This is a genomic window from Collinsella sp. AF38-3AC, from assembly GCF_003474365.1.
Lineage (GTDB): Bacteria > Actinomycetota > Coriobacteriia > Coriobacteriales > Coriobacteriaceae > Collinsella.
Genome location: NZ_QROM01000008.1, coordinates 73350 through 93555 on the forward strand (window position 1 = coordinate 73350; position 20206 = coordinate 93555).

Sequence of the window (20206 nt, forward strand, 5' to 3'; positions counted from 1 at the left end):
TCGCCGTCAGTCAAAGGGTAGCTAAAATAGCCCCGTCCCAAATTAGCTACCCCTGAGCTGCGGTGGAATCGGGAAGGATTCCACCGCACGCTGTTGAGGGCTAAAGGTTGTAGGTGACTACTTGAGGTTCGGCGGGTTCGACGAAGATGGTTGGATCCGGCTGTTCCACGCGGACGAACTTGACGGTCACGGCCTCAAAGCCCGCCTTGTGCAACACATCGGCGTAGACGCGCGCCTGCAGGGCGTGCTTCTCCTGCAGCTGTTCCGGCGTCTCATCCGGTGTGCCGCCCGTCTTGTAGTCGATGACCAGCGCGCGTGACGAATCCGCCGGGTTCGTTGCCAACGCATCGATGGCGCCCTCGGCATACGTGCCGTAGCGGGCAATGTCCTCGTCCTCGCAGCCCAGCGAGAAGAACGGTACCTCGGCACGGACGCACGGCCAGGCAAGCAGCTCGGCACGGACCGCCGACCTGAGCCAGCGATTCAGGGCAATGTCAAAACGCTCGCGCTGCTCCGGCGTCAGGCACCACAGGCGCGCCAGCGCATCGGCGCGCGCGGCGGGCAGTTCATTGGCGCCCATCTCGATGAGCCACTGGCAGGCAGCATGGAACGCCGAACCCAAGGCCATGGGATTGCCGAGGGGCTCGGCAGCAACCACGTCCGTATCGGTCATCTCCGAGCCATCCGAGTCTTCATCATCGCCGGCCTCGTCCATGGGCACATGCGCCTCGGCGGCACGGTCCTCGGACTCGGCATGCAACGCCGCGGCAATTGACGAGTAGCTGTACGAATCGCGCGCCGGATACGGGCACGTGCCCATGCGCACGCCCACCGCCTGGGGATACACGAGCTCAAACGCATCGGGCTCGGGGTCGGCAGGACCGGGAACAGCGGCGCGGGCATCCGCACCGGCACCCTCCGCCTCCGCATCGCCGCGGACAAGCCTGCCCTCGGCATCCAGCGAAGCGTTGGCCTCAAACGCATGCTCGCCAAAGGTAAAGTCCGCGAGAGAAATGAGCTCGTAGTCGCCCGGCTGGGAGTTGTCGAACACCAGGCGGTCGGCATCGAGCTGCGGCATGTCCAGAGCGTCGGTAGGCAGAATACGACGCAGCACGTCGTAGGTCAGATCGGCCTCGACGTCGAAGGTCGGCGCCGTCACCTTGCCACGGCTCACGCCGGCATCCATCGCCAAGATCACCAGCTCGCGAGCACGCGTCATGGCAACGTAGAGCAAGCGGGCCCGCTCCTCGAGCGAAAGCTGCAGGTCGTCGTTACGCAGGCGGGCAAATGCCTCGGCGGGAGAGCCCGTCGCACAGACGTCCTCCATGAGCTCCGGCGGCAACCACAGCGACGCGCCCTTGCCCTTAAACGCGTGCTCAAACTGCTTTTTGACGTCATCGCCCTTCACGAAGGTTCCGTCGGCAAGCCTAACGCCATCAAAACGGGCCGGCAGCGCCACGACCTGCGCCCCACCGTCGACGCGACCCATCTGTGCCGCACCCGAGGACTTACGCACGCCAAAGCACTCGGCAACCGCCACGACCGGATATTCCAGACCCTTGGAGGCGTGCACCGTCATGATGCGCACCGCGCCGCCGCCTTCCTCGTTAAGCGCGCCCGGCGCCTCCTTGCCCGCCAAGAAGCGGTCGAAAGCGAGCGCAATGGAGCGCGGCGAGTTACCGAACTCGGCCTCCGCCTCGGCCACGGCGTCGAGCGCCTTGAGCACGTTGGCAGCAATGGCCTTGCCCTCGGGGCCGCGCTTCGCCAGACGCACGAACCAGCCCGAAGCGTTGACCACGTCGCGCGCGATCGCCGCGAACGAATCACGTCCCACGCGGCGCAGTGCATAGCGCAGCACCTCGCGGGCGCGCGTCACGAGTGGCAAGCCCTGCAAGCCGGGCACATCGGAATCGCTCATGATGCCCGCATCGATGTTGCGGCGCGACGTCTCCCCCGTCTGCTCGTCGAGCTTGGTCGCCAGCGCAAGGAACTCCTGGGTGCCCAGCGCAAACATCGGCGATGCCAGCAGCGGCATAAGGCCCTGCGCCGTATCGGCCGGGTTGGCAAGCGCGCACACCAGGGCACGCACCGTTTGGACCTCGGCAGCCTGGGCAAAGACCGAGCCGCCTGCGATCACGCAGTCGAGCCCCTGGTCGCGGAAGGCCTGGGCGTAGACGTCGGCGTTGGTCATGCGGCCCAGTAGCAGCACCATGCCGCCCTGGGGCTGGCCCGCTTTAACGAGCGCTTGGAACCGCTCCGCAATCGCACGAGCTTTCGCCTGCGTTCGCTCCTGGGTGCTGCCGCCGGCAACGAGCAGCGCCTGGCGGCGCGAAGCCTTTGCCTTGAGCTTGTCCTCGCGATCGTCACTCGGCTCAAGATCCAAGAACCCCTGCATCAAACCACCGGTATCGCCGTCAAAGACGCGTGCCACATAGCGCAGCACCTCGTCGTGGCTGCGGAAGTTGCGTACAAGCTTGACGAGCTCGCCGGCGGGGGCATCGGATGCGACGGAGGTCTCAGGCGCAGCAGACAGGCCCACCTTGCGCTCCTGGCGGCGAAACACCTCGACCTCGGCGCCGCGGAAGCGATAGATCGACTGCTGCGCATCGCCCACCGTGCACAGCGCGCGCTCGCCCGCACCCGTCAAATAGCGAATCAGATCGACCTGCATCTGGTCGGTATCTTGGAACTCGTCGATCATGACCATCTTAAAGCGGCCCTCGTAGGCGGCTCGAATGGCGGGATAATCGCGCAGCGCCTCGTATGCCATGCGGAGCAGGTCGTTGTTATCGAGCGCGGACTGGTCAGCCTTGAGCGCGCGGTACTCCGCCTCCACAGCACGAGCAAGCCCCACCAGCGCATCGAGCGCCGGACCACCGCAGGCGAGCACGATATTGATAAACGCATCGGCAGCCTCCGCCTTGAGCAGCTCCACCTGTTCCTTGGGAAACGCCTTGCTCGCCCGAGGCATGGTGCACGACATCATGAGTCGCGCCGCATCCGCCATGGTCTTGCCGCTCGCCTCGAACGCATCGATGGCATCGAGTGCCACCTGCGCTTTCTCGGTCGCGGCTTTGCTTGCGCCCAGCGCCGCACGATAGGCATCGGCAAGGGCCGAAGTGTCGGCATGACCGTGTGCCACGCGCACGTCGTCCATGCCGCCCGGCAGCTGGCTCGAGAGCTCCAGCAGCTCGCGCACCAGGCCCTTGATGGTGGTGCCGGCGCCAAAAGGGCCGCCCTCGCCCGCCATGGGATACCAGGCGTAGAGGGCCTTGAGCGATGCCGCGAGCTCGGGGGCGGCATCGGGCGCCGTCGCGCGGGCCAGCACATGCTCAACAGCCTGATCCATAAGCTCGTCGGTATCGGTGAGTACCGTGAACTCGGGATCGATGCCCAGCTCCAACGCGTGCGCGCGCAGGATACGCGAGCACATGCCGTGAATGGTCGAGATCCATGCATCGTCGACGGTCAGGGCCTCCTCGTCCATGCCCTCGTCGATGAGCGCGCGGCGCACGCGGTCACGGATCTCGGCCGCGGCATCTTTGGTAAAGGTAATGGCGAGCACCTGGTCCAGATGCTCAACGAACGGACCGGATTCGGGCGAGAGCGCGTAGACGATGCGGCGCGTGAGGGTAAAGGTCTTGCCCGAACCGGCGCCCGCCGAGACAAACAACGGACGGTCGAGCGTTTTGACAATCTGCAGCTGTTGCGGCATCAAAGTCGAAAGATCCATGGTCTACACGTCCCTCCTTACAAACGTTCCTTCGTGGTTATACGAGCAGCGCGCATGCGCGGCCTGCGTCGACGCCGGGTCGACGGCGGCAACGTTGCCTGCCTCGAGCTCCCGCAGGCGCTCGGCGATGCCGGCCTCCACGCGATCGAGCAGGGCGTCGAAGTCCATGCTGCCACCCTCGCCGGGGAAACCTTTCTTGAGGCCTGGGATACGACCGTCGCCGCGCTCTTCCTCGAGCAGCTCGGCGCTCGCGGCGCCGCGCAACGCCGGCTTGCCGCCCTTGGTCGAAAAGTAGAGCGCCGCGCGGGTGTCCAAATCCAGCGCCCGGCGCATGGCCTGCGCATAGATAAGCGTCTGGGTATGGGGCGGTAGCCACCGTGGGTCGTTGATGGCGGCCTCGCCCGATTCCTCGTCGCGCACCGTAGGGTCGGCGAGCTTAAACTCCTCAACGCCCGTGCGATGCTTGTAGTCGATCACCACGGCACGATTCTCGGCGTCCACGTCCACGCGGTCGATGCGCCCGCCAAGCGGCCAGCCGGCATACTCGACTTTGAGCTCGTTAAAGGCGAACTCCAGGTAACGCGGGGCAAAGGGGGCGAGCGCCTCGGACTCGTAGGCAAGCACGCCCTCCAGCTGCGGCAAAATCTCTGCCACCTGGCGCTCTTCCACCGGGGAGAGCGGCACCAGCGGGCCCTCGTTGCCGCGCTTTTTCGCATGCTCGGCCAGGGTCTCGGCAAAGACATCGCGCAGCAGCTCCTGCACACGTGGCAGGTTCTCGGGCGTCACGCGCTCCATGCCCTCTTGAGGCAGGCGGGCATGCAAGTGCTCCAGCACGTCGTGGACAAAGTTACCCTTCTCCATGTTGCCAAAGCCCGCGTCGATGGACTGGGGCTTAACGCGATACGAGACGAACCAGCACAGCGGGCAGGTCGAATAGGCCTCGATCTGCGAGGCAGACGTCAGGCGCGGCACCAGCGGCGCATCCTCGCCCTCGCCATCGCGACGACGCAGAACCAAATACGGCACGGCCTCGGCACTCAGATGCTGAGGGGCTTCACAGGTCACACGCTCGCGCTTGAGACCTTCGCCTGCCGCGGGATCGAAGTCGGCGATGATATCGCCCTCGCCCACGCGCGTGGGCTTGGCGGCTTCAGAGGCCTCGGCATGTGCCCGCAGCTCGGTCCATACGGCTGCCGGGTAGCACTCGCGTGCCTGGCGATCGTGTGTCACGCGCGCAAGCGCAACCGGGCCGCGTGCCGCCTGCATCGCGCGGCCAAAGCGCACGCGCAGTAGGGCCGCAGGCTCAAGCATCACGCCCTCGCGACCAAGGCTCGCCGTCAGCGTGGCAAGCGGGCCCTCCTCGTGCGAGAGCGGATAGCTGTCCAGATCGACATCGGCAAACAGCACGGCATCGTAGCTGCCGGTGCGCAGAGCCGCCGCATCGGCAAGCGAAGTAAAGCGAACCTGGGCACGTGGCGCACGGTCAACCTCGTAGGTCTCGTAATCGTAGGCGGTGCTACGCTTGTCCACCTTGGTGCGAACGCCATCGAGCACGGGCACGGTCGCGGCCTGCGACACGTCGAGCGCGCGAGCATCGTTCATAAGGATGTCGATGACATGGCACAGCAGGGCCACCTCCGCCTGGCGACGGGCTTGGCCATCCAAGCTGCCCAGCGAGCGATCGGGCAACGCCTCGGCAACGGCAAGCATGGCCTTGAGCGCCGTCACGGGCTTGTCACGCCACAGCGCCTGGAACACGTCCGAGACCACACACGGCACATTCTTAAACCAGTTTTCGTCGCTCGCCGCCTTACGCGCGCCCCTCACCTGGCCCTGCACGCTCTGCAGCAGGCTCTTAACGCCCGCGGTAGTCTTGCTGCGCGAGAGACGCATATTCTTATCGAACGTGCGCGCGCTGGCGGCGTCGGCACCCGAAAGCGGGCTGTAGATCCAGTCGGTAAGCTCTGGAGCGGGCCACCACTCCGTCTTGGAGACGGTGCCCTCGTCGGCGGCCTTCATGCGCTCGATCAGATTGGCGAGCGCCGTGAACTGCCTGCCCGCGATGGATTGGGAAAACGCCGTGAACTCAGTTGTCTCAGCAGCGATACGACGAGCCGCCAGACGAGAGGCGAGCTCACCGAACAGCTGGGGTGCCCGGGCAGAAACGACGAGCACGCGTGCGGGGTCGGCGTTCGTCGCGGCGCCGTCGGCCTCGGAACCCTGGCACGCTTTTACCAGATCATCAATTGCGTCCGCATAGACATGAGCACGGGCATGGGGGCCGGCGACCTCAATAAAGGCAGGCTGAGCGACGGTCCCGCAAGCGGCATCAGACGCGCCGGCATCCTCGTCCAGCGGTGCAACCTCAAACAGCACGCCGCGGGCATCAAGGGCCGTGGCAAGCTCCTCGCGCATCGCCGCCTGCTCGCGGGCAAGCAGCACGACGACCTCTCCCCCGTTGTTTGCCACGGCGGACAGCAGCTCGAGCAAGCTATACGTAAATGACGTGACGCCGCGCACGCAAACGGCACGGGCGCACCCCGGCAGGTTATCGGCCAGGGCACCGGCCATAATGTCAGCCGCCTCGCAGGGCTCGATCATATTTCGACGGTCCAAACCACCCGCGTAGGCACGCAAAAGCTCGAAAACGCGGGCCTCGGCGTCGCTTTTGGGCTCGGGCTGAGCGGCGGCATCGCGGCAGCGTTCGTCGCCCGCCCCCGCCACGCCCGGCAACACATCGCGGGCCATACGCGCAAGCATGCGCACCGTGCCCTGGCTGCGCGAGAGCGGCTGCAGAGCAGCGTCGTCGCGGCGGTCGATCATGTCCGAGAACAGCATCTGGCACTGAAGGTTATCCACAAAGCTACGGCCATCGCCCATAAGCTCCCACAGCGAACGGAGCCACGACGAAGGGGTCTTGTAATCGATACCCAGTGAAACCCCAGCTTCCGCCGCATCATGACGGCACAGATCGAGCTCGGCAAACGTAGGCACCAGCAAAACGGCACGCCCGTGGCGGGCAACCAGGTCGGCGAGCAGCGCCGCCTCGGCATCGCTCAAATCCGCGCCGGCGTTGGTGGTATAGATTCGAACAGGCATGGTCCTCCACTCAAACCGTTCGCAATAATCAATGTATCCATCCTACCCGCCCAAGCGGACACATTGCCACCGCAGCTCCATCTTTTGGTACGAAGCAACCTGACCCCAACGCACCAGCCGATTGCGGGCATATAAAAACCGCCCCCGAAAGGACGGTTCTGCGCAATTCGTTTTTGTCGCTAGCCTACTCGCCATCCTCCAGCTTGATGAGGATCTTGCGGTAGCCGCCGTACTCGCCGTTCAGCGCCTTTGAAACGCGGCTCACCGTAGTGGACGAAGCGCCGGTGCGGGCTTGGACCTCGACATAGGGCTCGCCCTCGTCCAGATAGCGCGCCACCTGCAAACGCTGAGAAAGATCACAAATCTCACGCGGCGTGCAGATATCGGTCAAAAACGCTTGGATATCTTTCTCGTCGTCCAAAAGGCTAAATGCGTGGACTAGCTGCTTGACATCAGGCTTGTCAAACATGTTCTCGATATTCATCGATCACCGCCAAACCCGCCAAAAGGCATCGAGGTTGATACTAACATCGGGCATCGTTCGCCCGTTCTATTCAATAGGGCAACGCCTGTGGCTTTTGCCCGTAGCAGTTTAGCACACCACCAAACTAAAGCGACAAGACTCTCTGCCAGCGGCACGTTTTTTAGGTCGAATGCCGTTTTGAAACCGAATGCGCACGTAAGCTCCACGAATATTTGAGACAATGGGCGCCCAAACACCGCGGCGCACCCGCGCAACCATCCAGGTCGCCGCCGCAAGCCGTTTCACGCGACGTCAGCAACCCCGGCGCAAGAAAGGATTCACGCCATGCGCTTTATGCTTAACTGGCTCTTCACCTCGATCGCCATCGCGATCGCCACGTTCCTCGTCCCCGGCATCCAACCCTTCGGCTTTGCCGAGGCCTGGGTCTGTTTCGCCTTCGTAGGACTGTTCCTCAATATCGTCGATTCGCTCGTCAAACCATTCCTGACGGTCATCTCGCTGCCGCTCACCATCATTACGCTGGGCATTTTCCAGCTTGTCGTCAACAGCTTTATGCTCGAGCTGGCCAGCTACCTATCGGTGAATCTGCTGGGCGCGGGCATCTCCATCGCCAGCTTTGGATCGGCGTTTATGGGCAGCATCCTGGTGTCCATCATGCGCAGCATCCTCGATGGCGTCGCCGAGGGCTAGAGCCGTTCGATACGAACCGTCATATCGACCCAAAGCAAAGGCCGCCCATCGCAAAAATGGGCGGCCTTCTAATTTGTCAAGTCTCAGAGGGCGAGACAATCTACCATTTCTACCCCGTCCCCAAATGGCAGGTGTGGGTTAGATGACGTAGTCGTAGCCTTCGTTGGGAGCAACAAGTTGATCGAGTGTCACACCGTCGAGGTAGTCGTTGATGAGCTTGTCCAGGTTCTTCCACACGTCGAGCGTGGGGCACTCATCAGATCGCGAACAGCCCTTGCAGTCGCCATCCAGGCAGGCGACCGGCGCCAGACTACCCTCGGTCAGGCGCAGAATCTCGCCCACCGTGTACTGCTCGGGAGGGCGCGTGAGCACGTAGCCACCGCCCTTGCCACGCATGCCCGAGAGCATGTTGGCGCGCACGAGCGTAGCCAAGATGTTCTCGAGATATTTCTCGGAAATCCCCTGTCGCGCCGCAATCTCTTTGAGCGGGATGCGACCGGCCGCCTGGTGCTCGGCCAGGTCGACCATAACGCGCAGGGCATACCTGCCCTTTGTGGAAACCAACATATATATTGCTGCCTTTCGGTCATTTAATCCGTAGAAATTCTAGCCGAAAAATTGGCTTTGAAAATACCCATCCCGTCAAGATGGTTAATCGACTCGCAATAATTCATAAATTCCTATTGCATTACTAGGCTTTGCTGTCTACTATGCTTCCCAACAGCTAAACGAACAACCTATTGGGTTTGTAGGTTTTGCTGTTACATACACCGTAAAACCACACGGTATCCAGTCATTTGAACACTTTGGAGGTTCACCATGAGCAAGGTTTACACGTCCATCGATCAGCTTATCGGCCACACCCCGCTTTTGGAGCTTACCCACTTTGAGGCCGACGAGGACCTCAAGGCCCGCGTGCTCGTCAAGCTCGAGTACTTCAACCCCGCCGGCTCCGTCAAAGACCGTGTCGCCAAAAACATGATTGACGAGGCCGAGAAGGCCGGCAAGCTCGTGCGCGGCGGCGACTACACCATCATCGAGCCCACGAGCGGCAACACCGGCGTCGGCATCGCCTCCGTGGCGGCGGCTCGCGGCTACAAGGTGATTATCACCATGCCCGAGACCATGTCCGTCGAGCGCCGCAAGCTTATGCAGGCATATGGCGCAAAGCTTGTGCTCACCGACGGCTCCAAGGGCATGAAGGGCGCCATCGCCAAAGCCGAGGAGCTGCAGAAGGAGACCCCCAACAGCATTATCGCCGGCCAGTTTGTGAACCCCGCCAACCCTGCCATCCACAAGGCCACGACCGGCCCCGAGATCTGGGACGACACCGACGGCAAGATCGACATCTTCGTCGCCGGCGTTGGCACCGGCGGCACCGTGACCGGCGTAGGCGAGTTCCTCAAGGAGCAGAACCCCGAGATTAAGATCGTCGCCGTCGAGCCCGCCACTTCCCCGGTGCTCTCTAAGGGCCAGGCAGGCCCGCACAAGATCCAGGGCATCGGCGCCGGCTTTGTGCCCGACGTCCTCGACACCCAGGTCTACGACGAAATCATCCCCGTCGAGAACGACGACGCCTTTGCCACCGGCCGCGCCGTGGGCCACAAGGAGGGCGTGCTCGTGGGCATTTCGTCCGGCGCCGCCGTGTGGGCCGCACTGCAGCTGGCCAAGCGCCCCGAGAACGAGGGCAAGACCATCGTGGCGCTGCTCGCCGACACCGGCGAGCGCTACCTGTCCACGGCGCTCTTCCAGGACTAGGGTCTGTGCCCATAGGTTGAGCCCAGGACGAACCGGCCTCCTCTCTCTCCCGGCAGTCTGAGCCAATCCCAACAGGGTGTCCCACGAGACGTCCGAACTTGCTACAATGTCTGCGGCGCGGAACCAGCCTCCCGCGCCGCTTTTCTTTTTTGGCCACATGCCACCAAGGAGAACCTCCCCATGCACAATAAGCGCGTGCTCGTCGCCATGAGCGGCGGCGTCGATTCCAGCGTGACTGCGTATCTGCTCAAAAGTCAGGGTTACGAATGCGTCGGTGCCACCATGCGCCTCACCTGCCCCGCACCCGATCCTGTCACGGGCGTGAGTAAAGTCGACCGCGACATCGCTGACGCGAAGGCCGTCGCCGAGCGCCTGGGGATACCCCACCATGTGCTCGACCTGCAGCAGACCTTCGACCGCAACGTGATCGAGCGCTTCGTGACCGCCTACCAGGAGGGGCTGACGCCCAACCCGTGCATCATCTGCAACCGCCACATTAAGTTTGGCGCGTTGCTGGATGCGGCGCTGGATATGGGCTGCGACTACATCGCCACGGGCCACTATGCCAAAACGAGCCAGGCGCCCGACGGCACCTGGCAGCTGCATCGCGGCGAGGACCCCAAAAAGGATCAGAGCTACTTTTTATATTCGCTCACGCAAGAACGCCTGGCACGCACCATCTTTCCGCTTGCAGGGCTGGACAAGGAGCGCGACGTACGCCGCATTGCCGCCGAGCAGGGCTTCATCAACGCCAAGAAGGCCGAGAGCGAGGACATCTGCTTTATCCCGGACGGCGACTACGCGGGCTATATCGAGCGCCGCTGCGGACATGCCGCTGCACCGGGCGACATTGTGTGGCGCGACGGCAGCGTGGTCGGACGCCATAACGGCGCGCTGCGCTACACCATCGGCCAGCGCAAAGGCCTGGGTGTCGCGATGGCGCATCCGGTGTATGTAACGGGCGTCGACGCCGCCAGCAACACCGTGCATCTGGGCGAAGCCGAGGACCTAACCGCCTCGGCGCTAACTGCCGATGAGTGGATCTGGAGCGCGCCGGACACGCGCATGGAGGCCGAGCTCGACGCCGGCGGCATTCGTGTAGGTGCCAAGTACCGCTACCGTCAGAAAGACCAGGCAGCGACCCTCACGCGTGACGAAGACGGGCAAATACTGCTAACTTTTGACGAGCCGCAGCGAGCCATCGCCCCCGGCCAGGCCGTTGTAGTCTATCGCGGCGACATCGTCCTGGGCGGTGGTACCGTAACCGGCGCACTTAAGTAGCCGCTGGTTTATCGCCGCACGTGTCGAAGTACCTCAACAGCGGCACCAACCTCGATTACGCGACGCTCGAGGCCGCGGCAAATGGCCTCGAGTCGATCCTCCGCCGTCGCCCATTCGCTCTGCGAAAGAATCTCGATTGCCTCATCAACAAATCCGTTGAGCCGCGATGAATCGAACCAATCGAGCGAGTCCGCAAGCGCCAGCTGGACGAAAGGGTCGGGCCCAAACGGCTTAGCGGAAAACCCAAACTCCCCAGCTGAGAGCACGGCAGTTGGCACGTTATACCACAGACAGTTGCCGCTATCGAACAGCGGTGCAGGTTTTATCTCCAGGGTGTCGACATTGCGGATGATGCCGAAGTTTCGCCAATGGCGATCGCTGTTGGCCAAAAGGGCATCGCAAACGATCATCTGCGACATAGACCTTCTCACGGCAGCCTCGTCTGCTCCAAGCTTACCAAGGAAGCGGCAATACCGGTCGTACGTCGAGTTTCCTCGCTGACCGCCAAGAGCGTTCTTAACGTAAACAGCCGGAACATATTCCTCGCGGCCGTCAAGAAAGTCGTCGCACAAACACACAGGGCCATCGAACATCCGCTCAATCGCATAGGGAACAAACTCACCCTCTGACAGCAAGCGACGATGTAGAGCCGTTGCAACCGCCTCGTTAAAGGGACGTTGATCGTCCATGCCGCACCCCTTGACCAGGACGCGAACACCGTTGCGAATCATCCACGATTTAGGAAGCTCGCCCTCGGATGTGTTATCGGGATTTTTAAGACCGATGCCTTCCAGCCAACCCGAACGCCCCTCGGGCGCCGATCGCTCAAATTCGTTCTCAAAGTAATTGATGTTTCGCCATTCGAGCCCGTCGCAATCGGTCGGCCGCAGCCAATAGCAATCCGAAAGAGAGAGGCCCAGGCACTGAACCGGCACCTCAGTGCCGTTGACGATCCCTAACTCTCGGTAGCGCGAGATAAGCCCGGGGCGAACATCGGGTACCGACCGATGCCCCCACCACGCGTTGAGCTCCCGCTTATTCACCGTTGGAGAAGAGCTCGAGCATGTGCCAAACGGCATTCGTTGCGCATCGAGGACCTCGGCGATTTCGAAGGGAAACTCGCGCGTCGGATCAAATGAGACATGCGCGACCTCATGGTCGGCCGACATCAGCGTAAACTTGCGTCCCACATCGGCTGCAGGACGGCGCCCTCGTTTGCGGACCTTTTGATAGGCGATCGCAGAATTGTAATCGATCATCTTCCGGCCGCCCACAATATCGCACGCGAGCGTTCCCGATGCGGCAAGTTGAGATATGCGGGCTTTCGTAACGCCCAACAGGCGGGCAGCATCACCCATAGACAAGTACTCAGACGTATCCATACACCGCATCACCTCGTTAAGTAATTTACACGTTTAGTTAATAGATTACAGACATCATAATACTAAACGACCCAAAGCGAAAAAAGGCCCGAGAAATCGGGCCTTAGCGATTGGTCTGCCGAGTCGCAAGCTGCTCCCTTAGCGCTGAACGTAGGCGCGAACGAGCTCGTAGGTATTGCGCACGCCGTCGATGTGGCTGCGCTCGTAGTTGTGGCTCGCGTACACGCCGGGACCGATCAGGCCGTGGCGGATGTCGTAGCCGGCCGAGAGCGTGGCCTCGACGTCCGAACCGTAATGCGGGTACACGTCGATGGCGTAATCGAGCTCCAGCTCGCGCGCGATATTGGACAGCGTGGTCACCAGATCGTAGTTGTAGGGGCCACCCGAATCCTTGGCGCAAATCGAAACCATGCGCTCGGTGCAGCCCAGGTCGTCGCCCACGCAGCCCATGTCCACGCTGATCATCTCGCGCGTGTCAGCCGGCACAAAGGCACCGCCGTGGCCGACCTCCTCGTACACCGTAAAGAGCAGCGAAACCTTGCGCGAAAGGGTCACCTCGCCGTCAGCAACGGCGCGGGCCAGGCCCAGCAGAATCGACGCCGACAGTTTGTCATCCAAGAAGCGGCTCTTAATGTAGCCGCTTTCCGTCACCGTGGTACGCGGATCCATAGCGATGATGTCGCCCGTCTGAATGCCCAGCTCGAGCACATCATCTTTGCTGTCGACATTCTCATCGAGCAGGATTTCCATGTTTTTCTCGATGGTCTTGACCGGCTCGTCGGCCACGTGCGCCGAAGGCTCGGTATTGAGGACCACACCCGTGTACACATTGCCGTCGCGTGTGTAGACGGTACAGTTCTCGCCATCGGCCGTAGACCACTGATGCCCGCCGAGGGTCGTAGGGCGCAGGCGACCATTGTCCTTAATGGAGCGCACCATGGCGCCCAGGGTATCGACATGGCTCGCCAACACAAGCGGCTCGCCCTCGCCGCCAAGCTCGACCAGCACGTTGCCCTTATTGGAGCGCTCGGGGCCAAAGCCCATATCACGCAACGTTTCCATTAGATAATCAGTCGCCGCACGGGTATAGCCCGTAGGCGAAGCAATCGAGGTAAGCGCCTTCAACTGGTCAGTAATAAAACCAAGCGTAGAATCCATTTGGGACACCATCCACAACTCCAAAGTCAACATCCCGTAATCAGTAAAAGCCCCAACAACGATACCATCACGCACAAATATTTACCCAGCGAGATGACCCATCGAGCTCTTCCGAACAGCGCCCGCTACGACAACGAGCCGGCGGGCCCCGCCCGTTAGCCCCAGAATCTTTCCGCAGGACAGAAGGAGGCCCCGCCGCACGTAGTGCGCAGCGGGGCCTCCGACATGTCCGAGGACGATTCTGGGGCTAACGGGCGGGGCCCGCCGAACCAGGTTAAGCAGCCGGGCAGATCTTCTTGAAGAGCTCGATAACGTCGTCGAGCGTCGCCTCGCGCGGGTTACCCGGGAAGCAAGCGTCGGCCATGGCGTCCTTGGCCAGGACCTCGATCTCGTCGGCCTTCATGGCCTCGCAGACGTGCGGGATGTTCACGTCGGCGGAAAGCTGCTTGACGGCGGCGATAGCGGCGTCGGCAGCCTCGTCGGTGCTCATGCCCGTGGTGTCAACGCCCATGGCGACGGCAACCTTGGCCAGGCGCTCGGCGCAAACCGGCTTGTTGAACTCCATGGCGATCGGCAGCAGCATGGCGCAAGCGACGCCGTGCGGGGTGTCGTAGTGAGCGGACAGGGTGTGAGCCATGGCGTGGTCGATGCCCAGGCCAACATTGGAGAAGCCCATGCCGGCGACATACTGGCCAAGGGCCATGCCCTCGCGGCCGGAGCCGGGCTGACCGGACTTGGCCTCAGCGACAGAGTCGCGCAGGTTCTCGCTAATCAGCTTGATAGCCTCAAAGTGGAACATGTCGGAGAGCTCCCAAGCGCCCTTGGTGGTGTAGCCCTCGATGGCGTGGGTCAGAGCGTCCATGCCGGTAGAGGCGGTCAAGCCGGCGGGCATGGAAGCCATCATGTCGGGGTCGACGACGGCGACCTCGGGGGCATCGTTGGTGTCGACGCACACGAACTTGCGGACCTTCTCGGGGTCGGTGATGACGTAGTTGATGGTCACCTCAGCAGCGGTACCGGCGGTCGTCGGCACGGCGATGGTGAACACGGCATGGTTCTTGGTGGGAGCAACGCCCTCGAGGCTGCGGACATCAGCGAACTCGGGGTTGTTGATGATGATGCCGATGGCCTTGGCGGTATCCATGGAGGAGCCGCCACCGATGGTCACGATAGCATCAGCCTCGGCGGCCTTGAAAGCCTCGACGCCGTCCTTGACGTTCTGGATAGTGGGGTTGGGCTTGATCTCGGAGTAAAGGCTCCAAGTGATGCCGGCAGCGTCGAGCTCGTCGGTCACCTTAGCGGTAACGCCAAACTTGACCAGATCGGGGTCGGAGCAGACGAAGATCTTCTTGTAGCCGCGACGCTGGAGCTCGCCGGGGATCTCCTTGATGGCGCCGGAACCATGATAAGAAATGGTGTTGAGAACGAAACGATTAGCCATTGATAGCCTCCCCATCGTGTGCGGGGCACCCATTACGCCCCGCGCTGTAAGTTCCATCCTAACGCTTTTGAAACAAAAAACGCGTGAGAACGTCAAAAGTGTTAAAGCGTTTCAACATAATAACGGAGCCCCAGTCCTTCCCTCCCGACAGCAGCGAAGGCTAGATTATAGGAGCAATCGCCCGAAGAATACGAGCAACTCAGTCTATAAATTGTTTCTGTTTTAGCAATATATGTTTGACAATACGTTTATAAAAGGATACTTTATAGTAATCAATATGCGTGCAGCAAATAGTGTCATTCATTTTGTTAGAAATTGCCCATGCGGTTATTGCAGCTGCATGTACTGCAACGTACAGCGTAATTCTCCGCACGAAGCAGAAGACGGTTCCAATTCGATCGAGGCGATGACGCATGATGGCTACTGGTCCTAAATCGAGCAAGACGGCTACAAACGAATATCGAATCTCAATTGAAGGTAACCCTTATCCGCATGCTCTGGCTCTCGTCAACCCAGCGGGAGACAACCTCAACATCAAAAGACATGGGTTCACGGGTCCACTAGGACAGCTATTGAGTCTTAAATACACCGTTTATGACGATGCAAATGAAAAACTCTTTACTGTCGTCGACGGTGGTTTTAGTAACATGCCCAGGGTTGCGCTCATCATCGAACACAAGGAAGTTGCGGTGTTCGATTATGGCCTAAACAGACTTGAGATGAAGTGCGTAACGAACATACCGAATTACACAATAAAAGGTAACTTCCTATTTGGAGATTACGATATATTCAGTCAACGGGAAGTGGAGCTATCTTCAGTTAACGTCCTTCAATGTGATAAACAATCGTGCTTTAACATACAGGTTTTGGATAAAGCCGAATTAGCCGCCGCAATTGGAATACCTACAGCCATTGCCCTACTTAGGGCTCGAATTGAAGAGCATCTCGAATAAATCGCAAAAAGTAGTTCGTAACAACATTCAGGAGCTAGATAGTTTTTCTGGCTCCTGAATGTTGTTACGAACATGCACCTTAGCGCTTAAGACTCGTGGTCTGCCAGTCAGCTATGATGCGGGCCCATTTCCTGCGCAAATCGCGTTCACGGTCGATAAACATGATGGCAAACGCGATAAACAGCAGCACGCTCGCCACCGCAATGGCATGCAGACCCATGCGCTCAATGCACCAATTGCCCAGCACGGCGCCAAACACAAAGGTAAAGATCACACCAAAGTACAGCAGGCCGTTTTCCAAAAAGCCGCGCTTGTGGGTAATGATGTAATCGTCCACGTTTTGCAAGGCATTACGGAGGTTGCCGATACACATGGTCGTGGCGATGCCGTGTCCATGAATCTTGCGGAAGCTCTCGACCTGCATGCCGCAGGCAAACGAGGTAAGGCAGTTGGCGAGCAGGTTGAAATCGCCACCGGGAATAAAACTCACGCCCAGCAAGATGACGGCTTCAAAGAACACCGTCACCTGGCGCCAGTGAATCACGCTGCCAAAACGCTCGTGTACCAGGTCAGCAAGCATAATGCCCACAGCAAACGAAACCACAGGGAAGAAGTAACGCCCCGCAAGTGCCCAATTGCCCTCCGAGATACTCACGCCCACCAGCAGGATATTGCCTGTCTGCGCGTTGGCGAAAACATGGTCGCGCCCAATGTACGAATACACATCCATAAAGCCACCGGCGAGCGCCAAGATGATGCCCAGCTCGATGGACTCCGATATCTGTTTGGCACGCTGCATCGTCGTACATCCTCCTTGTTGACGACCCTCTCGTGCGTTGGCGGAGACATTGCCGCCGTTCATACTGTAACCCATTGACAACATGGCGTGCGCGCGAGACGACCCCTTCGACACGGGGATACACAGTCTGGAAACAAACGGCGGGAGAGGCGCCGACACCCGCATCGACGCGCCGATCCGCCAGCCCATGTACTCCACCAGTCTTTTTAGCCCCGTTCCAAAAAGACTGGTTACAATTACGTGCAGCATACAAACACCGGGAGGGATCGTGGCAAAAAAGCCTCAGCACGCTCAGAATAACCAGCGCAGTCAGCAGGGCAAACAGGGCCAGCAGCAAAAGCGCGGCGGTAAGGCGCAGGTCACGGCCGCCCCCGCCACCCGGGCCGCGCACACCCAGGCAGCGCCCTCACGCCCCTGGCGTCCGGGCCGCGATAAGTTCCTACCCGTCAGTCGCGCCGACATGGATGCACGCGGCTGGGACCAGTGCGACTTTGTCTACATCTGCGGCGACGCCTACGTGGACCACCCCAGCTTTGGTATGGCCATCATCAGCCGCGTACTCGACGCGCATGGCTACAAGGTGGGCATCATCTGCCAGCCCGACTGGACCGATCCCGCCAGCATCAGCGTGCTCGGCGAGCCGCGCCTGGGCTTTCTCGTCAGTGCCGGCAACATGGACTCCATGGTCAACCACTATTCGGTGACCAAGCACCGCCGCCACACCGACGCCTATACCCCCGGTGGCGAGGAGGGTCACCGCCCCAACCGTGCCGTTACGGTCTACGGCAACCTCATCCGCCAGACGTTCAAGGACGCCCCCATCATCATCGGCGGCATCGAGGCGAGTCTGCGCCGCCTGGCCCACTACGACTACTGGCAGGACAAGCTCAAGCGCTCGGTACTGCTCGACTCGGGCGCCGACATCCTCATCTACGGCATGGGCGAGCACGCGATCGTCGAGATCGCCGACGCGCTCGACGCGGGACTGCCCGTCGACCAGATTACCTATATCAATGGCACCGTCTACCGCACCAGCTCGCTCGACGAGGTCTACGACTACGACCTGCTGCCCAGCTGGGACGACCTTACCGCCGACAAGCTCAACTACGCGCGCAGCTTTAACGTGCAGCAGCAGAATATGGACCCCATCACCGGACATCGCCTGGTAGAGCCCTACCCCAACAGCGTCTATGTGGTGCAGAACCCGCCTTCGGCGACGCTCGCCACTGACGAGATGGACGAGGTGGCAGAGCTCCCCTACGCACGCGATTGGCATCCCGACTACGACGCGGCAGGCGGCGTGCCTGCCTTTGCCGAGATCAAGTTTTCCATCAGCTCTAACCGCGGCTGCTTTGGCGAGTGCTCGTTTTGCGCGCTCACCTTCCACCAGGGCCGCGTGCTGCAGATGCGCAGCCACGATTCGATCATGCGCGAGGCCGAGCTGCTCACGCGCGACCCCGAGTTTAAGGGCTACATCAACGACGTGGGCGGACCGACGGCCAACTTTAGCCGTCCTGCCTGCGACAAACAGCTCAAGCACGGCGTGTGCAAGGACAAGCGCTGTCTGTGGCCGAGCATATGCAAGAACATGGTGGTCGATGAGAGCGGCTACACGCAGCTGCTGCGCGACCTGCGCCAGCTGCCAGGCGTCAAGAAGGTCTTTGTGAGGAGCGGCATTCGCTTCGATTACACCATGGCCGATGCCTCGGACGAGTTTTTGCGCGAGCTGCTGGAACATCACGTCTCGGGTCAGCTACGCGTAGCGCCCGAGCACGTGAGCGATGCGGTGCTGTCCGTGATGGGCAAGCCGAGCCGAGCCGTCTACGACGCGTTCTGCCGCAAATTTGAGCGCTTGAACCGCGAATACGGACTCAAGCAGTACGTGGTGCCGTACCTGATCTCGAGCCACCCCGGTTCAACCATGAAGGAAGCCGTGGCCCTTGCCGAGGCCGTGCGCGACATGGGCTATATGCCCGAGCAGGTGCAGGACTTCTACCCCACGCCGTCCACCATGTCGACGTGCATGTACTACACCGGCGTGGATCCGCGCACCATGCAGCCGATCTATGTGGCGCGCGATCCGCACGAGAAGGCCATGCAACGCGCGCTCATCCAGTATCGCAAGCCCGAGAACTACAAGCTGGTGCGCGAGGCGCTGGAAAAGGCCGGGCGTCGTGACCTGATCGGCTACACCAAGCATTGCCTAATCCGTCCCGTGCCGCCGCGCCCGGGCGAGACGTCTGCTGGCGGCGGGCATGGCACCGGCAAGAAGGGCGGCAGGGCCCACGGTGGTGCCGGCAAGGGCCCCAAGGGCAGCAAGGGGCACGGCGGCATGTCGCGTGCGCAGAACACCGCCGGCCGCAACCGCGCGGCCCAGGGACGACAGGGCGCCAACGGAGGCGGGCGTCGCAACTAGGGCAGGAATGCGGTAGATGTGGTCGCAGTGCTCTGCTGGCACGCTTGGCGCAGCGAGTGCATTGCCTCCACCAGGATCACGCCGGCGATCGCGACCGTGATTATCACGTCGAACGGCGTGTTCACAAACCAGAGCAACGTCATGAGATACGACCCGGCGTTAAAGGCAAAATGCAGCAGGATCGTGTAGCGGAGCTTTCCGGTCGTCACGAGCACCCAGCCAAAAATGAGGCCGGCAGCGCCCGCATAGCAGCCCTGCACCCAGTTCAGGTGCATAAAACCGAAGATCGCCGCCTGCAGCACGACCGCCGCGGCGATACCCCACGTGTTCGGGGCCGCCCAGGGCACCATGGCGCCGTCCTGCGCACCCGCACGACGCCGGCGCTTCCAAAGTGGGCGGCACTGCGGATTAAACGCTCGGAGCGAAAACTCAAAAATGATACCGCGCACCAGCAGCTCCTCGCAAAACGGAGCGCCGAGAACCGTGGTCAGGACGGCCAGATAGCTCGTGTCACCCATGCCCGTCTCCTCGACAAGTTCGCTGTAATCGGCCGCGGCCTCGGGCAACAGCAACAGCACGGCGTCGGTCACGTAGCCAACGACCACCTGCAGGGCAAGGCCGATCACGATAACGCAGGCGATGCGCCTCCATGCTTTGCCTGCTCCCCCGCCAATCGGGCGCTCGCCCTGCCAGCGCGCCATAAACGAGCGCGGCCAAAGATAACGCCACCACAGCAGCGCCATCAAAAACGACGCCATCTGCGCGGCAGCCTGAAGAAATTGAATATCGAGGTCGTCAATCGAAAAGCCCATGAACACCGATGCGACGCCCAGAGCGGAGAACAAAACCACACTCAGGGCGATATCTGCCGCGACAACGCCAAAACAGGCAAGCGCCCAAATCATCGCATTGAGCATGCCAACCTCCTCAAAACCCGGCACTTGGGGACGTTCCTTAACTGCCGGCAGAGACGATATGAGCAGGACATAAAACATTGGGAGCCCCCGGCATG

The 20206-nt window shown here is 61.3% G+C and carries 14 protein-coding genes; 5 read left to right on the forward strand and 9 right to left on the reverse strand.

Going from position 1 to position 20206, the window contains the following annotated elements; translation table 11 throughout:
* Positions 1 to 100: 100 nt before the first annotated feature.
* The 3 genes from DW029_RS06560 to DW029_RS06570 form a co-directional block, all read right to left on the reverse strand.
* Entirely contained in the window at positions 101 to 3733 is a 3633-nt protein-coding gene (locus DW029_RS06560) for a UvrD-helicase domain-containing protein (protein WP_118345591.1), read from the reverse strand.
* Positions 3734 to 3736: 3 nt separating this feature from the next.
* A complete protein-coding gene (locus DW029_RS06565) occupies positions 3737 to 6832 on the reverse strand; it encodes a PD-(D/E)XK nuclease family protein (RefSeq protein WP_118345592.1) in 3096 nt (1031 codons plus the stop codon).
* A 184-nt stretch (positions 6833 to 7016) separates the two neighbouring features.
* The gene (locus DW029_RS06570) at positions 7017 to 7316 is read right to left on the reverse strand and encodes a YerC/YecD family TrpR-related protein (RefSeq protein WP_022094855.1); all 300 of its coding nucleotides are present in this window, start codon (positions 7314 to 7316) and stop codon (positions 7017 to 7019) included.
* 324 nt (positions 7317 to 7640) lie between these two features.
* Between DW029_RS06570 and DW029_RS06575 the strand changes: the two genes are divergently transcribed.
* The gene (locus tag DW029_RS06575; protein WP_118345593.1) at positions 7641 to 8006 is read left to right on the forward strand and encodes a phage holin family protein; all 366 of its coding nucleotides are present in this window, start codon (positions 7641 to 7643) and stop codon (positions 8004 to 8006) included.
* 138 nt (positions 8007 to 8144) lie between these two features.
* Here DW029_RS06575 and DW029_RS06580 read toward each other — a convergent pair whose 3' ends face one another.
* Positions 8145 to 8573: an Rrf2 family transcriptional regulator gene (locus DW029_RS06580; RefSeq protein WP_089572175.1), complete on the reverse strand. Its 429-nt coding sequence runs from the start codon at positions 8571 to 8573 to the stop codon at positions 8145 to 8147.
* Positions 8574 to 8825: 252 nt separating this feature from the next.
* On the opposite strand from DW029_RS06580, the gene cysK reads away from it, so the two are divergent.
* Together cysK and mnmA are read left to right on the forward strand one after the other, a co-directional pair.
* On the forward strand, positions 8826 to 9764 hold the full coding sequence (cysK, locus tag DW029_RS06585) for a cysteine synthase A (RefSeq protein WP_118098879.1): 939 nt from the start codon (positions 8826 to 8828) through the stop codon (positions 9762 to 9764).
* 57 nt (positions 9765 to 9821) lie between these two features.
* Positions 9822 to 11045 carry a tRNA 2-thiouridine(34) synthase MnmA gene (gene mnmA, locus DW029_RS06590; protein ID WP_255413794.1) on the forward strand — a complete coding sequence of 408 codons (1224 nt, stop codon included), beginning with the start codon at positions 9822 to 9824 and terminating at the stop codon, positions 11043 to 11045.
* A gap of 8 nt (positions 11046 to 11053) precedes the next feature.
* Here mnmA and DW029_RS06595 read toward each other — a convergent pair whose 3' ends face one another.
* The 3 genes from DW029_RS06595 to fucO form a co-directional block, all read right to left on the reverse strand.
* Positions 11054 to 12427 (reverse strand): DNA-binding protein, encoded by a 1374-nt coding sequence (locus tag DW029_RS06595; protein ID WP_118345595.1) that lies wholly within the window; start codon positions 12425 to 12427, stop codon positions 11054 to 11056.
* A gap of 138 nt (positions 12428 to 12565) precedes the next feature.
* Positions 12566 to 13585 carry a M42 family metallopeptidase gene (locus tag DW029_RS06600; protein ID WP_118345596.1) on the reverse strand — a complete coding sequence of 340 codons (1020 nt, stop codon included), beginning with the start codon at positions 13583 to 13585 and terminating at the stop codon, positions 12566 to 12568.
* Positions 13586 to 13859: 274 nt separating this feature from the next.
* A complete protein-coding gene (gene fucO, locus DW029_RS06605) occupies positions 13860 to 15026 on the reverse strand; it encodes a lactaldehyde reductase (protein WP_117734434.1) in 1167 nt (388 codons plus the stop codon).
* A 413-nt stretch (positions 15027 to 15439) separates the two neighbouring features.
* Between fucO and DW029_RS06610 the strand changes: the two genes are divergently transcribed.
* Entirely contained in the window at positions 15440 to 15979 is a 540-nt protein-coding gene (locus tag DW029_RS06610) for a hypothetical protein (RefSeq protein WP_117743025.1), read from the forward strand.
* A 79-nt stretch (positions 15980 to 16058) separates the two neighbouring features.
* On the opposite strand, the gene DW029_RS06615 is transcribed toward DW029_RS06610, so the two are convergent.
* Positions 16059 to 16778, reverse strand: a complete 720-nt coding sequence (locus tag DW029_RS06615; RefSeq protein WP_118345597.1) for a YoaK family protein — start codon at positions 16776 to 16778, stop codon at positions 16059 to 16061.
* Between the two features lie 268 nt (positions 16779 to 17046).
* Here DW029_RS06615 and DW029_RS06620 point away from each other — a divergent pair, with 268 nt between their 5' ends.
* On the forward strand, positions 17047 to 19194 hold the full coding sequence (locus DW029_RS06620) for a YgiQ family radical SAM protein (protein ID WP_233543823.1): 2148 nt from the start codon (positions 17047 to 17049) through the stop codon (positions 19192 to 19194).
* On the opposite strand, the gene DW029_RS06625 is transcribed toward DW029_RS06620, so the two are convergent.
* The coding region (locus tag DW029_RS06625; RefSeq protein ID WP_233543824.1) for a CPBP family intramembrane glutamic endopeptidase at positions 19191 to 20206 on the reverse strand (1016 nt) is incomplete at its 5' end. The two genes, DW029_RS06620 and DW029_RS06625, sit on opposite strands and share 4 nt — an antisense overlap.